The organism is Pseudomonas sp. SWRI111, assembly GCF_014268555.1.
Lineage (GTDB): Bacteria > Pseudomonadota > Gammaproteobacteria > Pseudomonadales > Pseudomonadaceae > Aquipseudomonas > Aquipseudomonas hamedanensis.
In genome coordinates, this window is sequence record NZ_JABWQQ010000002.1 from 262,146 (window position 1) to 284,119 (window position 21,974).

Genomic DNA, 21,974 nt, shown 5'->3' on the forward strand with positions numbered 1-21,974 from the left:
CCATGCTGATTCCCGTGATTCTGTCCGGCGGTGCCGGCACCCGTTTATGGCCGGTGTCCCGCGAGGGCCATCCCAAGCCGTTCATGATTCTGCCCGACGGCCAGTCGCTGCTGGTCAAGACCTACCAGCGGGCTGCCGCGCTGCTCGACGGCTGGGGCGACATTGTCACGGTGACCAACCGCGAGTACTACTTCCAGAGCAAGGATCACTACTGCGCGGCTCAGGTGTCGCGCCATCGCGGCCACTTTCTGCTCGAACCGAGCGGGCGCAACACAGCCCCCGCCATCGCTGCGGCAGCGCTCTCATTGCAAGCCTTGCACGGTGACGACGCGATTATGGTGGTGATGCCCGCCGACCATCTGATCGTTAATCAGGACGCGCTGAAAAGCGCCGTCGAGCATGCCGTGAATCTGGCGAAAGACGGTTATCTGGTGACCTTCGGCGTGATCCCGACCGCACCGGAAACCGGCTTCGGCTACATCGAGACCGGCGCGCCACTGGACGCCAAAGGTGCGGCGAAGGTCCAGCGCTTCGTCGAGAAGCCGGACCTGCAAACCGCCACGCACTACCTGGAAAGCGGCGACTTTCTGTGGAACTCAGGCATGTTCTGCTTTACCACCGCGACGCTGATTGCCGAGCTGCAAGTGCATGCGCCCGAGCTGCTGGAGCAGACCCGAGCGTGCATGGCCGCCAGCGCTCCGGTGGAAAACGCCGGTTGTCTGCAACAGGAACTGGCGCCGGCGCTGTTCGCTGAAATCACTGATATTTCCATCGACTACGCGTTGATGGAACGCTCAGACAAAGTCGTCGTGGTGCCCGCCGGCTTCGACTGGAGCGATATCGGTTCGTGGGGCGCCGTCGCGGCACTGATACCCGCCGATGCCGACAACAATCGCGCCAACGGCGAAGCGATTTTCATCGACAGCCATAACAACTTCGTCCAGAGCGACGGGCGCCTGGTGGCCACCGTCGGTGTGGACAACCTGATCATCGTCGACACTGCCGATGCGGTACTGGTAGCGCATGCCGACCGCGCCCAGGACGTGCGTCGCGTCGCCAGGCAACTCAAGGACAAATCCCACGAGGCCTATCGCCTGCACCGCACGGTCAGCCGCCCGTGGGGCACCTACACCGTGCTCGAGGAGGGTCCGCGCTTCAAGATCAAGCGCATCGTGGTCAAGCCCGGCGGCAAGCTCTCGCTGCAGATGCACCATCATCGCAACGAACACTGGGTGGTCGTCGAGGGCATGGCCAAGGTCACCAACAATGGCAGCGGTACAACGCTGGTCGCCAAGAACGAATCGACATTCATCGCCGCCGGCCACAAGCATCGCCTGGAAAACCCCGGCGTGATCGATCTGGTGATCATCGAAGTGCAGAGCGGCGAATACCTGGGAGAGGACGATATCGTCCGCTTCGAAGACCAATACGGCAGGACGGTCTGAATGCTGCTTTCCCTTTACCGCTCGCTGCGCAGCTACCGCGGATTCATCTTCGGCAGCGTCAAGCGAGAATTCCAGACGCGCTATCGCAATTCGCTGTTCGGTGCGCTGTGGACGGTACTCAATCCGTTATCGATGATCGTGGTGTATACCGTGATCTTTTCCCAGATCATGCGCGCCCGCCTGCCCGGCGTAGAGGATGGCTTGGCCTACAGCGTGTACCTGTGCGCAGGCCTGTTGACCTGGGGCCTGTTCGCCGAGATCACCACGCGCAGCCAGAGCATGTTTCTGGAAAATGCCAACCTGCTGAAGAAAATCAGCTTCCCGCGCATTTGTCTGCCGGTCATTACGCTGCTCAATGCCGGGGTCAATTTTGCGATCATCCTGGGCCTGTTTTTCGGTTTCCTGTTGATCAGCGGGCGTCTGCCCGGCATGGCGTTGCTGGCGCTGATACCGTTGCTGATGTTGCAAGTGCTGTTTGCCGCCGGACTGGGCATGTTGCTCGGCGTCCTCAACGTGTTCTTTCGCGATGTCGGGCAGATGTTCGGTATCTGTCTGCAATTCTGGTTCTGGCTGACCCCGATCGTTTATCCGCTGTCGATTCTCCCCCCCGGCATCCAGCACCTTATCGGGCTGAACCCGATGACGGCGCTGATGACCAGCTACCAGAACGTTTTCCTCTACAACCAATGGCCCGACTGGCATTCCCTGTTGCCGCTGCTGATCCTCGGCCTGCTGTGCTGTGCCATGGCCTTGCGCCTGTTTCGTCAGCGTGTCGGTGAAATGGTGGACGAACTCTGATGGGACATATACGCGTCACTGGCCTGGCCAAGGCCTACAAGCAATACCCCAATCGCTGGAGCCGCCTGCTGGAGTGGCTGGTGCCGTTCTCACGGCCCCGCCATCACTTGCACTGGATCCTGCAAGACGTCGATTTCGAGATCAAACCCGGTGAAGCCGTGGGCATCGTCGGTGTCAACGGCGCGGGTAAAAGCACCCTGCTGAAAATGATCACCGGTACCACGCAACCGACCCGTGGACAGATTCAACTGCAAGGCCGCGTGGCCGCCTTGCTCGAACTGGGCATGGGCTTTCACCCAGACTTCACCGGGCGCCAGAACGCGTTCATGGCCGGGCAGTTGCTGGGCATGCAGGTTGAAGAGATCGAAGCGCTGATGCCGCAAATCGAGCACTTTGCCGAAATCGGCGAGGCCATCGATCACCCCGTGCGCACCTATTCCAGCGGGATGCAGATGCGTCTGGCGTTCAGCGTCGCGACCGCGCGACGTCCGGACATCCTGATCGTCGACGAGGCGTTGTCGGTGGGCGATGCCTATTTCCAACACAAAAGCTTCGACCGCATCCGCAGCTTTCGCAAGGCCGGGACGACCCTGTTGATCGTCTCCCATGACCGTTCCGCCATTCAGTCGATTTGCGACACGGCCATCCTCTTGGAAAACGGTCGTCTGGCCATGCGCGGCAAGCCGGAAGAAGTCATGGACTACTACAACGCCATGCTCGCCCAGCGCGAGGGCCAGACCGTGCGCCAGGAAATGCTCGCCAACGGTCAGGTGCAAACCATTTCCGGCACGGGAGAAGCTGGCATCGTCAGTGTGCGCTTGCTCGATGCGCAGGGCCGCAGCCTGGAAGTGGCCGAGGTCGGCCAGCCCGTGGTGCTGGAAGTCCAGACCGAAGTCCGTCAGGACATCGAGCGCCTGGTGCTGGGCTTCATGATCAAGGATCGCCTGGGCCAGGCGATCTATGGGATCAACACCCACCGTCTGGACAAGGCCGTCACAGACCTGACCGCTGGCGAGCGGGTGACCTTCCGTTTCGCCTTCGACATGCGCCTGGGCAAGGGCAATTATTCGGTGGCCCTGAGCCTCTCGCGCCTGGACTCGCACCTGGACCGCAATTACGAATGGCGCGACTACGGGCTGGTCTTCCACGTGATCAACAACCGCCAGGAAGATTTTGTCGGCTGCTCGTGGCTCCAGGCGCAGACCGCCATCAGCCGTAGCAGTGACCACCTTGAACAAGCGCCGGATACGGAGATGCTGCGATGACGCGATTATTGGTGGAATGCACTTACGTCTTCGAACACCCCACCGCCAACTCGGGCATTCAGCGGGTGGTGCGTAACGTCATTCAGCAACTGCCGCCGCCCAACGAAAAAACCCAATGCATCCCGGTGGTGATGATCCATGGCGGCCTGTATGAGGTAAAAAGCCTGGCACCGTTGAAGTCGCTGAAGCTCGATCTGACCGGCCTGCGGGTGAAGCTGGAGCAATGGAGAAACGGCTTCTGGCTACGCCATCGCGCCGTGGAGCGGCGACGTCCCTTCAGTCACTCACACTTTGCCCGCCGGGTGCTTTACGTCGGCTGCAGGCTCACGGCACTCGCCTGTTTCAGTGTGCCGATGCGCCTGCTCGATCGGGTGCTCAGGGGCCAGCAGATTCCGCAACGCTGCGTGCCACTGGCGCACCGGGCCGGCGATCAACTGGTGCTGCTCGACTCGTCCTGGCACGCGAATTTTTTCCCGTTGGCCGAACAACTCAAACGTGACGGCGTCGGCATCGTGTCGGTCATTTATGACCTGATTCCATTGACTCACCCACAGTTTTGCGACGCCGGACTGGTCAAGGTCTTCAACGACTGGTTCGACTGGATCGCCCGCACCGCCGACGGCTATGTGGCGATCTCGACCACCATTCGCGATCAGGTGCGCGAGGAAATGCTGCGCAGGATCGGCGCACAACAGGTCGCGCACCGCTGGTTCGATTATTTCCACCTGGGCTCGGAACTGGATTTGAGTGCAGCCGATGTTGCGGTCGACCGGAACTTGCTGAAGATGTTTGAAAAACCGCAGCCGGTGTTTCTCATGGTCAGCACCATCGAGCCGCGCAAAAACCATGCTTATCTGCTTGATGCGTTCGAACGTGCCTGGGCTGCGGGCGGCAACGCCAGGTTATGCATCGTCGGCAAGATCGGCTGGAAGTGCGAGGCGCTGATCGAACGCATCCGTCAGCACCCCGAATTGAACCGACGCTTGTTCATGTTTAACGAACTCTCGGACAAAAGCCTGGAGCACGCCTACTCCCACGCTACGGCACTGGTGTTCCCGTCCCACGTCGAAGGCTTCGGCCTGCCGCTGGTAGAAGCCATGCAACGCGGCTTGCCCGCAATGGGTAGCGATATTCCGGTGTTTCGCGAAATCGGCGGCGATTACATGGCCTATTTCGACCTCGCCGACCCGCAGAGCCTGACCGAACTGCTGATCGACATGGAGCGCACCCGAGTCTTCCCGGCGCCATTGAGCCTGGAACACTGGCGCTGGCTGAGCTGGCGCGAGGCAAGCGGACAATTGGTCGAGCGCATCGAACGTCACCTCAACCCTGCCCTGCCGGCACGTGAAGGTCAGCATGCGCATTGCTCTTAACGCGCGGATTCTGCAGGCGCCGCGCACCGGCATCGGCCATTACGTGGCTGAACTGGTCAACGCCTTGCGCAACGAGCCCGACGTTGAGGTGACGCTGTTCCATGGCTGGGGCTGGAGCTCGGCGCTGCCGCAAGCGGCCATGCCCGGCTACTCGCGGCTGACACCATTGCTGCGGCAAATTCCCGGGGCGTATCAGGCGCGCCGCTGGCTGGAACAGCGACGCTTCGATCAGGGCCGCGCGCAAGGCATCGACCTCTATCACGAGCCGAGCCTGTGGCCGCTGGCCTTCGACGGCCCGACGGTAATCACCCTGCATGACCTGACTCATCTGCATTTCCCGCAGACCCAGCCACCGGCACGGCTCAAGGAGATCGAGCGGCGACTGGCTCTGGGTGTGCAGCAGGCACAAGTGATTCTCACCGACTCGCAAGCCATTGCCGACGAAGCCCAAGACTATTTCGCCCTGCCCGCCGAACGTTTTGTGGTGGCGCCGCTGGGGGTCGCCGAACGCTTTCATCCGCGCGAAGCGAGCGCCATTGATGCGGTGCTCAAGGCCCATGCGGTGACGGCGCGCGAATATTTCCTCTGTGTCGGCACGCTGGAGCCGCGCAAGAACCTCGGCTTGGCCTTGCGCGCTCACGCGCTGTTACCCGAAGGCGTGCGCCAGCGCTTTCCGCTGCTGATCGTGGGCATGGCCGGGTGGCAACGCGAGCAGTTCAACGACCCCCTGCGTCAGGCGCTGGCCAGCGGACATGTCTGCCTGCTCGGTTATTTGCCCGATGAACAGGTTGCGCAATTGTTGGCTGGCGCCAGGGCGCTGATTTTTCCGTCGCGGTATGAGGGATTTGGTCTGCCGGTACTGGAGGCCATGGCCAGCGGTACACCGGTGGTGCTCACTGACGCTTCGGCCATGCCCGAAGTCGCGGGCCCGGCGGGCAACTACATTGAAGCTGACGATGCAGAAGGCTTGCGTGATGCGCTGAGCCGGCTGATCGACGATCCCGCGCATTGGCAGGCATGCCGACACGCCGGATTGCAGCAGGCAAGGCTGTTTTCCTGGGAACGTTGTGCACAGGCCACGGCCGGTGCCTACCGCCAGGCCATGGGAGGTTGAATGCGAGTTCTTCACTTTTTCAAGACGTACCTGCCGGACTCGGTCGGTGGCATCGAGCAAGTCATCTTCCAGCTCTGCGAGAGCGGTGCCCAGCATGGCATTGACGGCCAGGTCCTGACGCTCAGCGCCGATCCGACGCCGGCGGTGGTGCAATTGGGTCAGCATGAAGTCCACCGGGCGCGCCTGGATATTCAGTTCGCCTCCACCGGTTTTTCCTGGAGCGTGTTCAAACAGTTTCGCGAATTGGCCGCTGAAGCCGACGTGGTCAATTACCACTTTCCGTGGCCGTTCATGGACCTGGTGCATTTCGCCAGCGCCCTGAACAAACCCAGCGTGGTCACCTACCACTCGGACATCATCCGCCAGAAACACCTGCTCAAACTCTACCGACCGCTGATGAACCGCTTTCTCGCCAGCGCCGATCGCATCGTCGCGGCCTCGCCGAACTACCTGCACACCAGCGATGTGTTGCAGCAATTCCAGAGCAAGACCCGGGTCATCCCCTACGGCTTGAACAAGGCCGGTTATCCACAGGCTGACAGCGAGCGCATGAATCACTGGCGCCAGCAGCTTGGGGATAAGTTTTTCCTGTTCGTCGGCGTGATGCGTTATTACAAAGGCTTGCACATCCTGCTCGACGCCATGAAAGACATCGACTATCCGGTGGTGATTGTCGGCGCCGGTCCGCTGGAGCTGGAACTGCATGCCCAGGCGCAGGCATTGGGCCTGCGCAACGTTCACTTTCTCGGACGTCTGGGTGATGAAGACAAGGTGGCGCTGCTGCAATTGAGCTACGCCATCGTCTTCCCGTCTCATCTGCGCTCGGAAGCGTTTGGTATTTCGCTGCTGGAAGGAGCGATGTACGGCAAACCGATGATCTCCAGCGAGATCGGCACCGGTACCAGCTACATCAATATCCACAACGAAACCGGACTGGTGGTGCCACCCAGTCATCCACAGGCATTTCGCGAGGCGATGCGCACGCTCTGGGACAACCCGGATCGTGCCGCGGCCATGGGTCTCAAGGCCGAGGCGCGATACCGGCAGCTATTCACCGCCGATGACATGGGTCGCAAGTGGACAGCGCTGTATCAGGAACTGCTGGAAGAAAAGGCCCTGTCCTACGCTTGATTCAGGTCGAAACACATTCACCCTGTGGGAGCGAGCCTGCTCGCGAAAGCGTCAAGTCAGCCGCTGAAGTCGTTACTGGCAGTCCGCATTTCGCGAGCGGGCTCACTCCCACAAGGTTCCGATGGGTGCGCTTTAGAGATCCAGCACCAGCGGCTGTGCACTGGGACTGCAACCGCTGCTCGCCGGCGTGCCAAGGTGAACGTTCCATCACGATTCCCCCCCTGCGCCTGTCAGGCTGAAGTTTGCAGACCGGCGATCGTGCGCGGCATGCCGACGAAACCGGGCAAGGCTTCGACCCGGGCCAGCCAGGCGCGAACGTTGCCATAGTCGTCCAGCGAGACATTGCCCTCCGGCGCGTGGGCGATATAGCTGTAGGCGGAAACGTCGGCAATGCTCGGTTCGGCGCCGGCCAGGAACGCAGTTTTGCCCAACTCGACATCCATTACCTTGAGCAGATTGTGCGCACGGGCGATCGCTTCTTCAGCGTTCAACTGGGCACCAAACACTGTCACCAAACGCGCGGCCGCGGGGCCAAAGGCAATCGGGCCGGCCGCGGCGGACAACCAGCGCTGCACCCGCGCCGCACCGACAGGGTCGGCCGGCAACCAACGCCCGTTGCCGTATTTTTGCGCCAGGTACACCAGAATCGCGTTGGAGTCGGCGAGCACCACGCCGCCGTCATCGATGGCCGGCACCTGGCCAAAACTGTTGATCGCCAGATAGGCAGGCTGCTTGTGCTCGCCTTTCGCCAGATCGACGAAAATCAGCTCGGTCGGCAACTGCAACAGGGACAACATCAGCTCGACGCGGTGGGCATGGCCGGAACGCGGGAAGTTGTAGAGTTTGATCGCTTGCATGGTCGACTCCGCTGGGTGAGGGTGGCGTCCGAGTTGACGTCACCGATGGCAGCAATCTTCCACGTTTGTTCAAAACAACAGAATAACCAGCAACCGCAATCGATTATTTCACTGGGTGTAATAACGCTGCGTTCTGCAGGGCCGGGTGCTCGCGCAAGGCCTGCACGGTGAAGTCGACGAAACTGCGCACCCGTGCTGCAGCCTTGCGTCCGCCCTGATAGACAACATGAATGGGCAATGCCGGCAGCTCGAACTCGGCGAGGACGATCTCCAGTTCGCCGGCCGCCACCTTGCTTGCCACTTGATACGACAGCACCCGCGTCAACCCCAGGCCGAGACAGGCCGCCGTGATAGCCGCCTGGTTAGCAGTTACCACCAGCCGCGGCTCAGGGCGCACGAGCAACGGTTCGCCGTGTTCCAGAAACGGCCAGTTGCGTGGCTGCCAGGCAGCAGAAGTCGCCACCACCGGCATTGCGGACAGCGCCTGCGGATGTTGCGGCCGACCATGTTGCGCCAGGTATAGCGGCGAACCACACACCACGCGCCGCACCTCGCCGACGCGAATCGCATGCTGACTGCTGTCCGGCAGTTCACCGATGCGCACCGCCACATCAATGCCCTCCTCGACCATGCTCACCACCCGATCGAGCAACAGCGCATTGATCGAAACGTCCGGATACTGCGTCAGATACGCCGCCATCAGCGGCGTCACGAACAGCTCGCCAAACAACACCGGCGCCGTCACCGTCAATTGCCCGCGCGGCTGCGCATGGCTGCCCGCCGCCGAATTCTCAGCTTCCTGCACTTCCAGCAGAATCCGCCGACAGTCGTCCAGATAACGCTGACCGGCTTCGGTCAGATGCACGCTGCGCGTGGTCCGCACCAACAACTGCGTACCGATCCGCAGCTCCAGCGCCGCCACCGCCCGCGTCACACTCGCCGCCGACAACCCCAGCCGCCGCGCAGCGGCAGAGAAACCCTGCTCTTGAGCGATGGTGATGAAGATGTGCATTTCCTGGAAGCGGTCCATGAAATTCCCCCGGGTCGGACACAACAATCGCAGCCGAAGCTGCGATTGTTGGAGTGTTGAATTTTGTGAATCAGAACTGTCGCACTGGGCTTGATGCCGCCCTGACAGCCAGTCATGCGAGCAGTGAAACATCAACATTGCCGTCCCGGTACATTGGGCGTAAAGCGAATTGATCACAATGATCAATTTATCAGAGTCGCAAGCGCCTGTTGTCCTGGCATCTGGATGCGGCTTTAGAGGATTGTGGGCAATTGCCAGGTCAATGGTGCGTGGGCGTGGCCAAAGGGATCGCCTGATAAAACAGTTAATACCAGGCCACCACCCGATCAGGCAATGGCCGGGCCAGACTCAGCGATAGACCGGAAAACGACGGCACAGCGCGACAACCTGTTCGCGCACGTGGTGCCCGACCTTGTCACTGCTTCCGTTTTCCAGGGCGTCCAGTATGTCGCATAACCAGCCGGCCACTTGCTCGCAGGCTTCCACGCCAAACCCGCGGGTGGTCACCGCCGGGGTACCGATACGAAGGCCGGATGTCACAAACGGTGAGCGCGGGTCATTCGGTACCGAGTTTTTGTTGGCGGTGATATAGGCATTGCTCAGGGCCGCGTCTGCCTCCTTGCCGGTGTAGGGCTTGTCGGACAGGTCGATCAGCATCATGTGGTTGTCGGTGCCGCCCGAGACGATCTTGTACCCGCGCTTCTGCAACACCCCGGCCATGGCCCGGGCGTTGATGACCACTTGGGTCTGATAGATGCTGAACTCAGGCGCAAGCGCTTCCTTGAACGCCACGGCCTTGGCTGCGATCTGGTGCATCAGCGGCCCGCCCTGAACGCCGGGAAACACAGCGGAATCAAGCTTTTTGTAGAAAGCTTCATCCTGTCCCTTGGACAAAATCAAACCGCCGCGTGGCCCACGCAGGGTTTTGTGTGTGGTGCTGGTGACCACATGCGCATGGGGCAGCGGGTCTGGGTATTCGCCCGCGGCGACCAGCCCGGCGACGTGGGCCATATCGACCCAGAAAATAGCCCCGACCTTGTCGGCAATGCTGCGCATGCGTGCCCAGTCCTTGTACCGCGAATACGCAGAAAAACCACCGATCAGCATTTTTGGGCGTGTCTGCAGTGCGATTCGCTCCATCTCGTCATAGTCGAGAAAGCCGGTTTTCGGGTCCAGTCCGTAAGGCACGATGGTGTAGTGACGCCCCGAAAAATTGGCCGGGTTGCCGTGGGTCAAGTGACCGCCCTGGGCCAGGTTCATACCCATCACCGTATCACCGGGGTTGATCAGCGCCAGGAAGACCGCCGCGTTGGCCTGGGCGCCCGCATGGGGTTGTACGTTGGCGTAGTCGCAGTCGAACAGGGCCTTGACCCGCTTGATGGCCAGCCGCTCGGCTACATCGACGTACTCGCAACCGCTGTAATAGCGCTTGCCGGGGTAGCCTTCGGCGTACTTGTTGGTGAGCACCGTGCTCTGGGTTTTCATGACCAGCGGGCTGGCATAGTTTTCCGAGGCGATCAGCTCGATATGGTCTTCCTGGCGATGCTCTTCGTTGTGAATCGATTCATACAGCTCAGGATCGAAAGCGTGGAGGGTCAGCGTCGAGTCGTACATGGGCAAAGTGTCCTTGGTCAAGAATTCAAGCGGCGGGTGACAGCAGGCGGGTGATGCGCGCGGCGATGTCGTCGATCTGTGCGTCATCGCAGATCAGCGGCGGCAACAGGCGCACGGTGTTGCCGCGTGTGACGGTGATCAGCAGACGTTGTTCTTCACGGGCCCGGCCGACCAGTTCGGCGCACGGGCCATTGAGTTCAATGCCGATCATCAGGCCGATGCCGCGAACGGACACCACCTGAGGATGGTTGCCCAGCGCGAGCTTCAAGGCCGCCAACAAGCGGCGGCCCGAGGCTGCGGCGCGTTGCGGGATGTGATCGCGCTGCATGATGTCCAGCACTGTGCAGCCCACGCGGCACGCCAGCGGGTTACCGCCGAACGTGGACGCATGGTGGCCGGGGGAAAACAGCTGGGCGGCCTTGCCCCGCGCCAGGCATGCGCCGATGGGGAAACCGTTGCCCAGCGCTTTGGCCAGGGTAATGACGTCCGGCTTGATGTCCGCATGCTCAAAGCCAAACCAGGTACCGGTGCGGCCCAGCCCGGTCTGCACTTCATCGATCATCATCAGCCAGTCGTGTTCATCGCACACTTGGCGCAGGGCCTGCAGGTAGCCGGCAGAGGCGGCGTGCACGCCCCCCTCACCCTGCACCGGCTCGACGAGCACCGCGACGATATCGGGAGACTGCGCCGCGATCTGGCGAATCGCCTCGATGTTGTCGAAAGGCACCCGCACAAAGCCCGGCATCAGGGGCTCGAAGCCGCGATGCACGGCGGGGTTGCCGGTGGCGGCGAGAGTGGCCAGGGTTCGCCCGTGAAAACTGTTTTCCATCACCAATACTTGCGGCTGGGCCACCTGCCGCGCGTTGGCATGCAGGCGGGCCAGTTTGAGCGCCGCCTCGTTGGCCTCCGCTCCGGAGTTGCAGAAAAACGCCCGTTGCATGCCCGATAACAGGCACAGTCGTTCGCCCAATTGCTCCTGCCATGGGATGCGAAACATGTTGGTCGTGTGCAGTAACACCGAGGCCTGTTCGGCGATGGCCGCGGCAATTTCGGGGTTGGCATGCCCCAGGCTCGTCACCGCCACGCCGGCGATGGCATCCAGGTATTCAACACCCTCGGTGTCCCACAACGAGGCGCCCTGGCCTCGGCTGAACGAAACCGGTTGTCGGGCTGAGGTGTGCATGAGGTAAGCGGGTGCAGCGGACATTGCGGGCCTCCTGTAGAGGGGGATCAACGGCTGGGTGTGATCGATAACAACGTGTCTTCAATGGGAGGGCGGGCATCAGCGGTCGGCCAGTAATACGCATCCGGCATGGCTCGGGCACCGAAGATCGCCTGCCCGACGCGCACCACGGTCGAGCCCTCTTCAATGGCGACTTCAAAATCACCCGACATGCCCATCGACAACTCTTGCAGCGACACCCCGTCAGGGGCGCAATGACGCAACCGGTCGCGCAATTCACGCAGCCGGACGAAGCAAGGGCGTACCCGCAGCGCGTCGGCCGAGAACAGCGCCAGCGTCATCAACCCGCGAACCCGCAGCGTCGGGAACGCTGGCATTGCCTCAAGGAAAGCCGCCACGTCATCGGGCGCCAGCCCGTACTTGCTGGCTTCGCCGGAGGTATTGACCTGAACGAACACGTCCATCTGCCGATCCAGAATGCGCAGGCGACGGTCCAGCGCCTCGGCCACCCGCAGGCTGTCCAGGGCCTGGAATTCACTGGCGAAGCGCGCGACCTGCCTGGCCTTGTTGGTCTGCAAGTGGCCGATCACCGACCATTGCAAGTCTTGCAGGTCGGTCATGGCTTCCCACTTGCGCTGTGCTTCCTGCACCTTGTTCTCGCCCAACAGGCGGCAACCGGCGGCATAGGCCAGACGCAGATGAGCTTCATCAAAGGTTTTACTGACCGGCAGCAAGCGCACACCGGCCGGATCCCGCCCTACCCGATGGCACGCTTGGACAATGCGTTGCTGCACGGCGGCCAGGTTGCGGCGAAAGTCTTCGACACTGTCGGCCTGTGGGTAACGACCATGGCGCGCATGCAGGATGTTGAGGTCTTCGGTTTGATCAGGCATCAGTTGGCTGCTCCCTTGGTGGACACTGCAACCGGTTCGGCCTGTGGGCCTGCAGTCTTTTCACGACGCGGCAACTGCCCATTGAGTACGACATAGGCGGCCAGGCCGATGACCAGACCCCAGAACGCGCCACCGATGCCCAGCAAGGTGATATTGGCCGCGCAGGCCAGGAACGTGATCAGCGACGCTTCCCTCGATTTCACGTCCGCCATGGCATTGGCCAGGCTCGCGCCGAGTGTGCCCAGCAGAGCCAGCCCGGCCAGGGTGGTGATGAAGGTCGCCGGGAAGGCCATGAACACCGCCGCCAGGGTTACGCCGAAGATCCCCACCAGAATGTAGAAGATGCCCGCGGCCACGCCTGCGATCCAGCGTTGGGACGGGTCTTCCGACGCTTCCTTGCCCGTGCAGATAGCGGCGGTAATGGCCGCGATGTTGAAGGCATGAGAACCGAACGGCGCCATCAGCAGAGAACCCAGCCCGGTCACGCTGAGGATCGGGTTGGCACTGGTGTTGAAGCCGTCACTGCGCAGCACCAGCATGCCCGGCATGTACTGCCCGGTAAGGGTGATCAGAAACAGCGGCAACGCCACGCTCAACAACGCATTGATCGAGAACTCCGGGCGGGTGAACACCGGTGTCGCAAACTCCAGCGCCAGCCCCGTGAAATCCACGCGTGCCTGCATCAGCAGAAAGCCAAGCCCCAGCAGCAGAATGCCGACGACCGCGTAGCGCGCACTTAAACGCTTGAACAGAATGTAGGCGCCGATCAACACCCCGACCAATAACGGGTCGACGCTCATGCTGGCAAACGCACCGATGCCGAACTGCAACAAGATGCCGCCCAACAAGCCCGCTGCTACACCCGGCGGGATCAGGCGGACGGCTTTTTCAAAGTAACCGGATACGCCCAGCAGCACGAACGCTGCAGCCGAAATCATGTACGCCCCAATGGCTTCGGCGTAGGGTGTGGTCGCCAGGGCGACGATCAAAAATGCCGCCGCCGGGGTCGACCATGCGGTGATGATCGGCTCGCGGCTCATCCAACTGAGGAACAGCCCGGTCACCCCTACCCCGATCGACACAGACCAGACCCACGAAGCCGTCAGCTCGGGGCTGAGCCCTGCGACCTTGGCGGCCTGAAACACCAGGATGAAGGTGCCGCCGTAATTGACGATCACCGAAATCAACCCGGCAACCACCGGGTGCAGCAGGTCCCGCAGACGCAGGGACGAGAGGGATTGAGTAGATGACATAGGTCTTGGCTCCTTGCTGGACGATGCATCCGGCCGCTGGTAGGCGGTCATTTATAGCGGTTGAATGGAGGGTTTTACCCCTACGCTTTAACGCAGCAGACCAGACCACTTTTTGTGGTCGGCTCAGCCGTGCTCACGTGCAAAGGCGCTCATGAAATCGCACAGCGCTTCGACCGCCGTCACTGAAACGGCGTTGTAGAGGCTGGCGCGCAGGCCGCCGACGCTGACGTGGCCTTTGAGGCCGTTGAGGCCGGCCTGCGCCGCTTGCCGCAAAAAGGTCTTCTCCAGCGCCACTTCGGCCAAGCGGAAGGGCACGTTATTGATGGAGCGATAGGGTGCCTGCACCGAGTTGCGATAAAACCCGTCACTTTCATCGATGGCGCGGTAAAGCATTCGCGCCTTGGCCTGGTTGCGCTGATGCAGGGCCTGCAGACCGCCACTGCGCTTGATCCACTTGAGCGTCAGGCCTGTGAGGTACCAGGGGAAGGTCGCAGGGGTATTGAGCATCGACTGCGCGTCGCTGATGCGCGCGTAGTTGAGGATGTCCGGGGTAAAGGCATGGGAACGCTCCAGCAACGCCGGGTCCACGATGACCACCGTCAACCCGGCCACGCCCATGTTTTTCTGCGCGGCGGCATACACCAGCCCATGCCTGGCGATGTCGATCGGCTTGGACAGCAGGCTTGAACAGGCATCGCATACCAGCGGCGCGTCGCTCGAGGGCGTGTCGATGAACTGCACGCCGTGCACCGTCTCATTCTCGGTGTAGTGCAGGTAGGCGGCGTCGGCGTTAAGGCGCCAGTCCGAGGCGTGGGGGACATGGTCGAAACCGGACGCGTGGGCGCTGGCAACCACGCGCACATCGCAGTAGCGCCGGGCGGCCTCGATCGCCTTGCCCGACCAGAGGCCGGTGTGCAGGTAATCCGCCGTGCCTTTATCGCCGATCAGGTTCATCGGCACTTGTGCGAACTGCAACGAGGCGCCGCCTTGCAGGAACAGCACTTTGTAGGCGGGCGGCACCCCGAGAATATCGCGCAGGTCCCGTTCGGCATCACGGGCCACCGCCATGAACACCTGCGAACGATGGCTGATTTCCATCACCGACATGCCGGTGCCGGCAAAATCGAAAAACTCCTCGTGCGCCTGAGTGAGGACGTCCAACGGCACCGCGGTGGGGCCTGCACTGAAGTTGTGTGACCGAGCCATGGTTGAGTAACTCCTGTTCGAGAACGCTCGCCCTCGCGTCATCAATCGAGGTAAAGGTGCAGTAGCGAGGGCCAGAGTCTACGGATAAACTGGCCTGCCTTTACCTGCCAGTTCATGGAAAGAGAGCAGACCACATGGCCAAGACCTTCGAGCTGGAAACCCTGAAGATGCGCCTCAACGACGCTGAATTTCAGCTGCTGGATCTGCATCAGCGGATCCAGCGTGCATTGCGTGCGCTGATTCTCGACGGCGCCCTCGGCCCCGGCTTGAAACTGCCCGCCACGCGGGTGCTGTCCAAGTCACTGGGGTGCGCCCGCGATACCGTTGAGAACGCCTATGTGCAGTTGCATCGGGACGGGTTTATCGTGCGCCGAGAAGGTGCCGGCAGTTACGTCTGCGACACGGTGGGCGTCGAATTGCGCGGTGCTGGCCGCCGACGCCTCAGGGCTCAGGAAATCAGGAGCAGCGTCGCCGCACCGGGCGCAGCGCTCAGCCAACGCGGACGCATGATTTTCGACACCGGCGGCGTGCGCGATCAGCAAGTCATCAAGGCATTCGCCACCGGCCTGCCGGAAACCCGCAGTTTCCCGACGGATGTCTGGGAGCGTTTGCAGCGCCAGGTCATGAAGGACTATCGCGCAAGCGTGCTGCTGCATGGCGATCCACAAGGGGCTGAGCCCCTGCGCAAAGCGATCGCCACCTACCTGAACCTCGAACGCGGCGCCAAATGCTCCCCCGACCAGATACTGGTCTTGAGCAGTACGCGTCAGGCGTTGTATCTGTGCGCGCAATTGCTGGTAGACGCCGGCAAGCCGATCCTGATGGAAAACCCCGGCTACTATGGCGCCCGCAAGGCCTTCCAGATCGCCGAAACCAAGGTGATGCCCATTGATGTCGATGAACAGGGCATCCGTACCGACCTGTTGTACGCCGACCGCAGCGGCGCCAATTGCGTGTATGTCACGCCCTCTCACCAATACCCCACCGGCGCGACATTGCCGCTGGAGCGGCGTCTTGAGTTGATCAATTGGGCGGCGCAAAAAGGCAAGTGGATCATCGAGGACGACTACGACAGCGAGTTCCATTACGACGGGCAACCCACGGCGTGCGTGCAAGGCCTGGACAAGTATCAGCGCACGCTCTACATCGGCACGTTCAGCAAAACCCTCTACCCCGGACTGCGCATGGGGTACATGGTGCTGCCCTGCGAACTGGTCAAGCCCTTTGCCTATGCGCGCAGCATGATGGACGGCCACACTCCGCAAACGCTGCAACTGACGCTGGCGCGCTTTATGGAGGACGGCCATTACAACGCGCATGTCCGGGCCATGCGCAAGCTGTATGCCGGACGCCGATCGATCATGCACGACGCCATCGGCAAGTACTTGAGCACGGTGGTCAGCGCCGAACTGCCGCCGGGCGGGTTGCAAATCCCCTGCTTGTTGAAAGCCGGATGGTCCGAGGAAAAAACCATCCGCCAGGCCGCCACTGCCGGCGTGCAACTGTCCGGCCTCAGCGGCTTGTACGCGGGCGAACCGAAGCAACAGGGCTGGCTGCTGGGTTACTCCTCACTGACCGCGTATGAAATAGAAGCCGCCATGTTGCGTCTGGCCAACGCCCTGAAAATCTAATGGCCCAGCGCATAGTTCATCAGCAACTGCTGGGCCTGGACGGCCATCCGCGCACGCCGGGGCAGCATGGAGTGTTCAGCCGTGCTGACGGGTTGCGGCTTGGCGGTGGTGAACAACCTGAAACGTGACGTGCGGGTAGCCGCCAGGCGGCCGGTGGGGATGATGTCGGGCATCGGAATTCCTTTGCAAAAAAGCGCAGACAGTTAATACGGCAGCCTGAAACGCTTGGTCAGGTCGCTGATACCTTCACGAATCGAGCGTTCAGTGCGGCCGTCAAGGGCACCGCTGCGTACGCCACCGAGCATGGCCAGAATCATGTCGCCTATCTCTCTGAATTCATCGACCCCCATGCCACGCGAAGTGCACGCCGCACTGCCGAGACGAATCCCGGACGTCACGGTGGGCTTGACCTCATCGCCGGGCACCACATTTTTGTTCACGGTAATACCGATTGCCTCCAGCGCTCGTTCGGCGACATTCCCTGCCAGGCCCCACGGCCGCAGGTCAATCACCCCCAAGTGACAGTCGGTCCCTCCCGACACGACCAACAACCCACCTTCAGCCAATCGGCCGCACAAGGCCTGGGCGTTGGCGACCACGGCATGGGCGTAAGCGCCGAACGCCGGTTGCAATGCCTCACCCAGCGCCACGGCCTTGGCTGCAACGATATGCATCAGTGCTGCGCCCTGCAGGCCGGGGTACACCGCTGCATTGATCTTCTGCGCAATGGCCTGCTCATTACACAGGATCATCCCGCCACGCGGGCCGCGCAATGTGGCATGGGTACTGAGGGTAGTGACATGGGCGAACGGCACAGGAGACGGATACGCACCACCCGCGACCAGCCCTGCAACGTGGGCAATGTCGGCCATCAGGTACGCACCCACCTCGTCGGCAATCGCACGAAACCGGGCGAAATCCAGCGCTCGTGAATACGCCGAGGCCCCTGCGATGATCAGGCGTGGACGTTCTTGTCGGGCGATCTGCTCGACCTGATCCATGTCGACCCTGTGGGTCACCGGGTGCACGCCATAGCTGAGGGCCTGAAACCAGCGCCCGGACAAGTTGAACGCAGCACCATGGGACAGGTGCCCACCGGACTTGAGGTCAAGGCCGAGGATCTTGTCCCCCGGCGCCAGCAGAGCCAGAAACACCGCCTGGTTGGCCTGGCTGCCCGAATGAGGCTGCAGGTTGGCATAGGCACAGCTGAACAGCTGCCTGGCCCGTTCGATGGCGAGCTCTTCAATTGCATCGACATTGCAGCAACTGGCGTAATAGCGACGCCCTGCGTAGCCCTCGGCATATTTGTTGGTCAGTACCGACCCTTGGGCCTCGAGCACCGCACGACTGACCACATTCTCAGCGGCGATCAGCTCGATTGACTGCACTTGGCGCTGGCGCTCGGCGTCAATGGCGCGCCACACCTGCCCGTCCACCTGGGGCAGCGCAACGCCACTGACCCCAGGCAGCGCGTGGCCCTCCTGATAAGCGAAATGCGGCATGGTCACTCCTTTGTAAACGCCCGATAACACGCCGCACTACCCTAGCCGCCCAAGGGCCGGCCAACCATACCAGTTCGCTCGGTTGTTGCAGACCACCGCACCCAAAGTCCTTGCCACGCGTCTAAGCGGGGGCAGGCGTGGTGAAATCGCCGCCATTAAAAGTGGTCTGGTGGCCGCATCGGTAATGGACTATCGCGCAAGACCGGCGCCTTATTAAGCTCTGCGCCGGATTTGCCATGCTCACTACACGGGTTTCGCCATGACGATTCGTATTGGGTTGCTGCCTCAGGTCGCCGCCGCACACTTTGTCAGTCATTTGCACATCATGGTGCTGGCGGCGCTATTCCCCCTGCTTCCGGCTTTTTTCAACGTGGAATATGTGGAGCTGGGCCTGGCGTTGAGTCTGTTCAATATCGTTACGGCGCTGGTGCAGGCACCCATGGGGTTTGCCGTGGACCGCTACGGTGCCAGGCGTTTGCTCTCGGTCGCGCTGGCACTGGGCAGCAGCACTTTCCTGCTGATTGCACTCATGCCCGGCTACACCTGTTTGTTGATCGGCATGGTGCTGGCCGGTGTCGCCAATGCCATTTATCACCCGGCCGACTACGCCCTGCTGTCGCGCCACATTGACCCCGCCCACATCGGTAAGGCGTTCTCCGTGCATACCTTTGCCGGGTTCCTTGGCGCGGCCGTGGCCCCGGTGTTTTTGCTGAGTATCGCGATGGCGAGCAACCTGCCCATGGCCTTCGCGGCGGCGGCCCTGGTGGGCTTTTTCGTGCTGGCGCTATTGTTGCTCCCTGGCTCCGCACTGGCCCGAGTCACTCACGTGTATCCCGCCGCAGAGCCGACACCCATCGGCGCCAGTCGCCTGTCGCTGTTCTCGCCTATGGTGCTCAGCCTGACCCTGTTGTTCGTGCTGCTGAACCTGAGCACCGGCGCGATTGAGAAGTTCTCGGTCGCGGCCCTGATGCAAGGTCAGGGCGTGGCCTTGACTTGGGCCAACTCGGCGTTGACCGCCTTCCTCTTTGCCAGCGCTTTCGGCGTGCTGGCGGGGGGAGCCTTGGCCGACCGGACTCGCCGCCATGGCGTAGTCGCGGCCAGCGCGTTCGCCTTGGCCACCGTGCTGATGCTGCTGGTCGCCACGGCACGCTTGAGCGAGCCCGCACTGCTGATCGTGCTGGGGGCTGCGGGCTTTCTGACTGGAGTGATCGCCCCGTCCCGCGACATGCTGGTACGGGCGGCTGCCCCGAAGGGTGCTGAAGGCAAAACCTTCGGCATCGTCTCTACCGGCTTCAACATCGGTGGCGCCATCGGGCCAGTCGGGTTCGGCTGGCTGCTCGACCAAGGTCAGCCCAACGCCATTTTCTGGGCCAGCGCCGCCTTCATGAGCCTGACCGTTGTACTGACCCTGATACAGGAGCGGTCCATGGCAAGGGTCCGAAAAATGGCAGCACTCCAAGTGGCTTTCAAGTGACCTGAATCAATAGCCGCCACGTGTTTTTGCCGCAGACTTGAAGGGCGCCGTCCCGCATTTATTGCGCTGCACCCCTCGCTTGTGCGCACTCGTTATTTTTGCAAGGACTGCACGGTAAACCCCAACACCAATAGCCGATTCCCTTGGAGTTAAAACATGGAACGTTTGAATTGTGGTACCGATGACGTAGTAAAAAACATGCTGGCCAAACTCTCCATGCTCTGGAATACCCGCGCGGCCGTCAACAACCCGCAACCGAACTACTGGGGCCTCGCCTTCGATGCCGACAAGCACGACTTCAGTTTGTCGCTGTTACCGTTTCGTCATCACCAGGCCTGGCTCGAAGCCCCTCAGGACCTGCAATCCAAATGTCTGTCCTATGCGTGGGGCATCTACAACCTAAAGACCATCTACATCGAATGCAATGTGGTCGTGCCGGCCTGCGAGGACATTATCAAGACCCCGCCGCCGAGCAACAACCGCGCCCTGCTGCAAGACGTGATGTCTCAGGCACTGCTCGACGAAGCCCTGCACACGCGCATGTCCATCATGGCCTGCAACTATATCTATGACATGCGCAAACTCCCCCCTCTGGACTTCAGCGCGTTCAACCTGGTGACCTGGCGCGAGGCCCTCTTGGCCAACTGCACTGCCGAATGGGAGCGACGCCTGACCCGCTTCGGCGTCGCGTGTGCCAGCGAAACGCTCATCACCGACTACCTCAAGACCATGGCCGAGGACGCCAGCATTCAGGCGGTGTGCCATGAGGTCACGCGCACCCATGCCATGGACGAGTGGAGCCATTCCAGCGTCTTCAGCTTCGTCGCTTCCGACATCGTCAATGGCCTGAGCCGCAAGGAACGCGAGTACCTGCGCGCGATCATCCTGCGCACGGTGCAGATGTTCGCCAATAACGAAATGGGCGCATGGTCCAGCGTGTTTTCGATGCTGGATTTCCCCCACGCCGGCGAGATCGTGCGTGACGTGGGCGACAACAACGAAATCAGCGTCTACACCGACTCGCTCGAAGCCCTGATAGACCGGATCGGCTTGACCGGCAACGGCCTCAGCAGTGCCGAGCATGCCATTGAAACCTTAGGCGAGAAGGCCCGCGCATGAACGGCATGGCATTCCTCACGGCCCTGTGCGAACACGTAAGCACTGAAACGGCCAACGTAAAAGTCTTCACCCTGCGCGCGGTGGACGCCCCCGTCGAATTTCTCGACAGCCTGGAGGCTGGCAGACACGTGGCCCTGCACGCCGCTGACATGGCGGGCACCTATCACCAACGGTTGTATTCGATCACGCGCAAGCATGGCGTCGACCGGTTCGACATTGCGATCAAGCGTGAAGGCCATGGCGGAGTTTCGGACCAGTTGCACACTACGCTGCAAGCCGGCTCAAGCATCGCGATGCAGTTTGTCGCAGGTGATATTTCGCTGGAGTCGGTTCTGGGTTGCCGCCAGGTCGGCATGCTCGCCGGCGGCATCGGCATCACCTTGCCGATTGCATTGTTGCGTGGCCTGGCCGAGCGTGCGCGACGCGGATTGGCGGTGCCCGATGTGAGCCTGCTGCTGTGTGTGCCGTCCATCGCCGAGATTGCGTTTCTACAGGAGTTGCTGGAGCTTGAGCTGACCACATCGTGGTTCTCCTTGCAGGTGTTCGTAACCCGCGAAGCGGTCAACAACAACGGACACTTCAGCGCCGGTCGTCCCCAGATCCAGGACCTGAGCCGGCTGGGTAATCCCGACCGCGTGGTGATCTGCGGCAGCCATGGCTTCGCCCAGGGCATGCGCGAACACACCCTGGCCATGTTCCCCGCGAGCCGCTTGCTCATCGAGTCATTCACACCACCGGCCGCGCCGGCCTGCGCCGCTCAGCCGCAGGCTCAAGCCGACGCGACGCTGCGCCTGCACTTGAACCACAACGATCAGGTGCTGGAGCCGCCCGCCGGCAAGAGTTTGCTGGAGATGCTTGAAACCAGCGGCATCGCGGTGCGCAGCCTTTGCCGCGCCGGCATCTGCGGTCACTGCCGGCTGAAGGTATCGGAGGGTCACTACACCCTTGAACCCGACTTTTGCCTGACCGACAAGGACAAGGACGACGGCTACGCCCTCGCCTGCTGCACCTTCCCGCAATCCGGGACGATCAAAGTCGACCTCTCCACCACGGTATGAACACTTACCGCCCTTACTTCAACAACTG

At 61.7% G+C, this 21,974-nt stretch carries 19 protein-coding genes; 10 read left to right on the plus strand and 9 right to left on the minus strand.

Going from position 1 to position 21,974, the window contains the following annotated elements; translation table 11 throughout:
- Positions 1-2: 2 nt before the first annotated feature.
- The 6 genes from HU755_RS04715 to HU755_RS04740 are packed head-to-tail and all read left to right on the plus strand — an operon-like array spanning position 3 to position 7,126.
- Positions 3-1,445 (plus strand): mannose-1-phosphate guanylyltransferase/mannose-6-phosphate isomerase, encoded by a 1,443-nt coding sequence (locus HU755_RS04715; RefSeq protein ID WP_186630773.1) that lies wholly within the window; start codon positions 3-5, stop codon positions 1,443-1,445.
- Positions 1,446-2,243, plus strand: a complete 798-nt coding sequence (locus tag HU755_RS04720) for an ABC transporter permease (RefSeq protein ID WP_186546195.1) — start codon at positions 1,446-1,448, stop codon at positions 2,241-2,243.
- Positions 2,243-3,508 (plus strand): ABC transporter ATP-binding protein, encoded by a 1,266-nt coding sequence (locus HU755_RS04725; protein ID WP_186546196.1) that lies wholly within the window; start codon positions 2,243-2,245, stop codon positions 3,506-3,508. Before HU755_RS04720 ends, HU755_RS04725 begins: the two co-directional genes overlap by 1 nt.
- Complete coding sequence (locus HU755_RS04730; RefSeq protein WP_186630774.1) at positions 3,505-4,881, plus strand: glycosyltransferase family 1 protein; 1,377 nt, start codon at positions 3,505-3,507, stop codon at positions 4,879-4,881. Before HU755_RS04725 ends, HU755_RS04730 begins: the two co-directional genes overlap by 4 nt.
- Entirely contained in the window at positions 4,865-5,995 is a 1,131-nt protein-coding gene (locus HU755_RS04735; protein ID WP_186630775.1) for a glycosyltransferase family 1 protein, read from the plus strand. The genes HU755_RS04730 and HU755_RS04735 overlap by 17 nt, the downstream gene beginning before the upstream one ends.
- A complete protein-coding gene (locus HU755_RS04740; RefSeq protein WP_186630776.1) occupies positions 5,996-7,126 on the plus strand; it encodes a glycosyltransferase family 4 protein in 1,131 nt (376 codons plus the stop codon).
- 230 nt (positions 7,127-7,356) lie between these two features.
- Here the strand turns inward: HU755_RS04740 and HU755_RS04745 are convergent, their stop codons facing one another.
- The 7 genes from HU755_RS04745 to serC all read right to left on the minus strand — a co-directional run bounded on the left by HU755_RS04745 (position 7,357) and on the right by serC (position 15,162).
- Positions 7,357-7,983: a glutathione S-transferase family protein gene (locus tag HU755_RS04745; protein WP_186618831.1), complete on the minus strand. Its 627-nt coding sequence runs from the start codon at positions 7,981-7,983 to the stop codon at positions 7,357-7,359.
- Positions 7,984-8,086: 103 nt separating this feature from the next.
- On the minus strand, positions 8,087-9,013 hold the full coding sequence (locus HU755_RS04750; protein ID WP_186618832.1) for a LysR family transcriptional regulator: 927 nt from the start codon (positions 9,011-9,013) through the stop codon (positions 8,087-8,089).
- Positions 9,014-9,361: 348 nt separating this feature from the next.
- Positions 9,362-10,627, minus strand: coding sequence for a serine hydroxymethyltransferase (glyA, locus tag HU755_RS04755; protein WP_186630777.1), 1,266 nt, complete (start codon positions 10,625-10,627; stop codon positions 9,362-9,364).
- A gap of 25 nt (positions 10,628-10,652) precedes the next feature.
- Positions 10,653-11,834 carry an aspartate aminotransferase family protein gene (locus tag HU755_RS04760; protein WP_186618833.1) on the minus strand — a complete coding sequence of 394 codons (1,182 nt, stop codon included), beginning with the start codon at positions 11,832-11,834 and terminating at the stop codon, positions 10,653-10,655.
- Positions 11,835-11,857: 23 nt separating this feature from the next.
- Positions 11,858-12,703, minus strand: a complete 846-nt coding sequence (locus HU755_RS04765) for a YggS family pyridoxal phosphate-dependent enzyme (protein ID WP_186630778.1) — start codon at positions 12,701-12,703, stop codon at positions 11,858-11,860.
- On the minus strand, positions 12,703-13,956 hold the full coding sequence (locus HU755_RS04770; protein ID WP_186546205.1) for a benzoate/H(+) symporter BenE family transporter: 1,254 nt from the start codon (positions 13,954-13,956) through the stop codon (positions 12,703-12,705). Before HU755_RS04770 ends, HU755_RS04765 begins: the two co-directional genes overlap by 1 nt.
- A 123-nt stretch (positions 13,957-14,079) precedes the next feature.
- Complete coding sequence (gene serC / locus HU755_RS04775; RefSeq protein WP_186630779.1) at positions 14,080-15,162, minus strand: 3-phosphoserine/phosphohydroxythreonine transaminase; 1,083 nt, start codon at positions 15,160-15,162, stop codon at positions 14,080-14,082.
- A 134-nt stretch (positions 15,163-15,296) separates the two neighbouring features.
- On the opposite strand from serC, the gene HU755_RS04780 reads away from it, so the two are divergent.
- Complete coding sequence (locus tag HU755_RS04780; RefSeq protein WP_186630780.1) at positions 15,297-16,793, plus strand: PLP-dependent aminotransferase family protein; 1,497 nt, start codon at positions 15,297-15,299, stop codon at positions 16,791-16,793.
- Here HU755_RS04780 and HU755_RS04785 read toward each other — a convergent pair.
- Positions 16,790-16,966 (minus strand): hypothetical protein, encoded by a 177-nt coding sequence (locus HU755_RS04785; RefSeq protein WP_186630781.1) that lies wholly within the window; start codon positions 16,964-16,966, stop codon positions 16,790-16,792. The genes HU755_RS04780 and HU755_RS04785 overlap by 4 nt on opposite strands.
- A 30-nt stretch (positions 16,967-16,996) precedes the next feature.
- Positions 16,997-18,295 carry a serine hydroxymethyltransferase gene (locus HU755_RS04790; protein ID WP_186546209.1) on the minus strand — a complete coding sequence of 433 codons (1,299 nt, stop codon included), beginning with the start codon at positions 18,293-18,295 and terminating at the stop codon, positions 16,997-16,999.
- A 259-nt stretch (positions 18,296-18,554) separates the two neighbouring features.
- Here HU755_RS04790 and HU755_RS04795 point away from each other — a divergent pair, with 259 nt between their 5' ends.
- From HU755_RS04795 to HU755_RS04805, 3 genes are all read left to right on the plus strand, one after another.
- Positions 18,555-19,769, plus strand: coding sequence for an MFS transporter (locus HU755_RS04795; RefSeq protein WP_186630782.1), 1,215 nt, complete (start codon positions 18,555-18,557; stop codon positions 19,767-19,769).
- Positions 19,770-19,925: 156 nt separating this feature from the next.
- A complete protein-coding gene (locus tag HU755_RS04800; RefSeq protein WP_186630783.1) occupies positions 19,926-20,888 on the plus strand; it encodes a diiron oxygenase in 963 nt (320 codons plus the stop codon).
- The gene (locus HU755_RS04805; RefSeq protein WP_186618836.1) at positions 20,885-21,946 is read left to right on the plus strand and encodes a 2Fe-2S iron-sulfur cluster-binding protein; all 1,062 of its coding nucleotides are present in this window, start codon (positions 20,885-20,887) and stop codon (positions 21,944-21,946) included. The genes HU755_RS04800 and HU755_RS04805 overlap by 4 nt, the downstream gene beginning before the upstream one ends.
- Positions 21,947-21,974: the final 28 nt, after the last annotated feature.

Excerpts from the sequence above, each read along its gene's own strand:
- HU755_RS04715 (WP_186630773.1), top strand. The coding sequence starts at position 3 with ATGCTGATTCCCGTGATTCTGTCCGGCGGTGCCGGCACCCGTTTATGG.
- HU755_RS04720 (WP_186546195.1), top strand. The coding sequence starts at position 1,446 with ATGCTGCTTTCCCTTTACCGCTCGCTGCGCAGCTACCGCGGATTCATC.
- HU755_RS04725 (WP_186546196.1), top strand. The coding sequence starts at position 2,243 with ATGGGACATATACGCGTCACTGGCCTGGCCAAGGCCTACAAGCAATAC.
- HU755_RS04730 (WP_186630774.1), top strand. The coding sequence starts at position 3,505 with ATGACGCGATTATTGGTGGAATGCACTTACGTCTTCGAACACCCCACC.
- HU755_RS04735 (WP_186630775.1), top strand. The coding sequence starts at position 4,865 with ATGCGCATTGCTCTTAACGCGCGGATTCTGCAGGCGCCGCGCACCGGC.
- HU755_RS04740 (WP_186630776.1), top strand. The coding sequence starts at position 5,996 with ATGCGAGTTCTTCACTTTTTCAAGACGTACCTGCCGGACTCGGTCGGT.
- HU755_RS04745 (WP_186618831.1), bottom strand. The coding sequence starts at position 7,983 with ATGCAAGCGATCAAACTCTACAACTTCCCGCGTTCCGGCCATGCCCAC.
- HU755_RS04750 (WP_186618832.1), bottom strand. The coding sequence starts at position 9,013 with ATGGACCGCTTCCAGGAAATGCACATCTTCATCACCATCGCTCAAGAG.
- glyA (WP_186630777.1), bottom strand. The coding sequence starts at position 10,627 with ATGTACGACTCGACGCTGACCCTCCACGCTTTCGATCCTGAGCTGTAT.
- HU755_RS04760 (WP_186618833.1), bottom strand. The coding sequence starts at position 11,834 with ATGTCCGCTGCACCCGCTTACCTCATGCACACCTCAGCCCGACAACCG.
- HU755_RS04765 (WP_186630778.1), bottom strand. The coding sequence starts at position 12,703 with ATGCCTGATCAAACCGAAGACCTCAACATCCTGCATGCGCGCCATGGT.
- HU755_RS04770 (WP_186546205.1), bottom strand. The coding sequence starts at position 13,956 with ATGTCATCTACTCAATCCCTCTCGTCCCTGCGTCTGCGGGACCTGCTG.
- serC (WP_186630779.1), bottom strand. The coding sequence starts at position 15,162 with ATGGCTCGGTCACACAACTTCAGTGCAGGCCCCACCGCGGTGCCGTTG.
- HU755_RS04780 (WP_186630780.1), top strand. The coding sequence starts at position 15,297 with ATGGCCAAGACCTTCGAGCTGGAAACCCTGAAGATGCGCCTCAACGAC.
- HU755_RS04785 (WP_186630781.1), bottom strand. The coding sequence starts at position 16,966 with ATGCCCGACATCATCCCCACCGGCCGCCTGGCGGCTACCCGCACGTCA.
- HU755_RS04790 (WP_186546209.1), bottom strand. The coding sequence starts at position 18,295 with ATGCCGCATTTCGCTTATCAGGAGGGCCACGCGCTGCCTGGGGTCAGT.
- HU755_RS04795 (WP_186630782.1), top strand. The coding sequence starts at position 18,555 with ATGACGATTCGTATTGGGTTGCTGCCTCAGGTCGCCGCCGCACACTTT.
- HU755_RS04800 (WP_186630783.1), top strand. The coding sequence starts at position 19,926 with ATGGAACGTTTGAATTGTGGTACCGATGACGTAGTAAAAAACATGCTG.
- HU755_RS04805 (WP_186618836.1), top strand. The coding sequence starts at position 20,885 with ATGAACGGCATGGCATTCCTCACGGCCCTGTGCGAACACGTAAGCACT.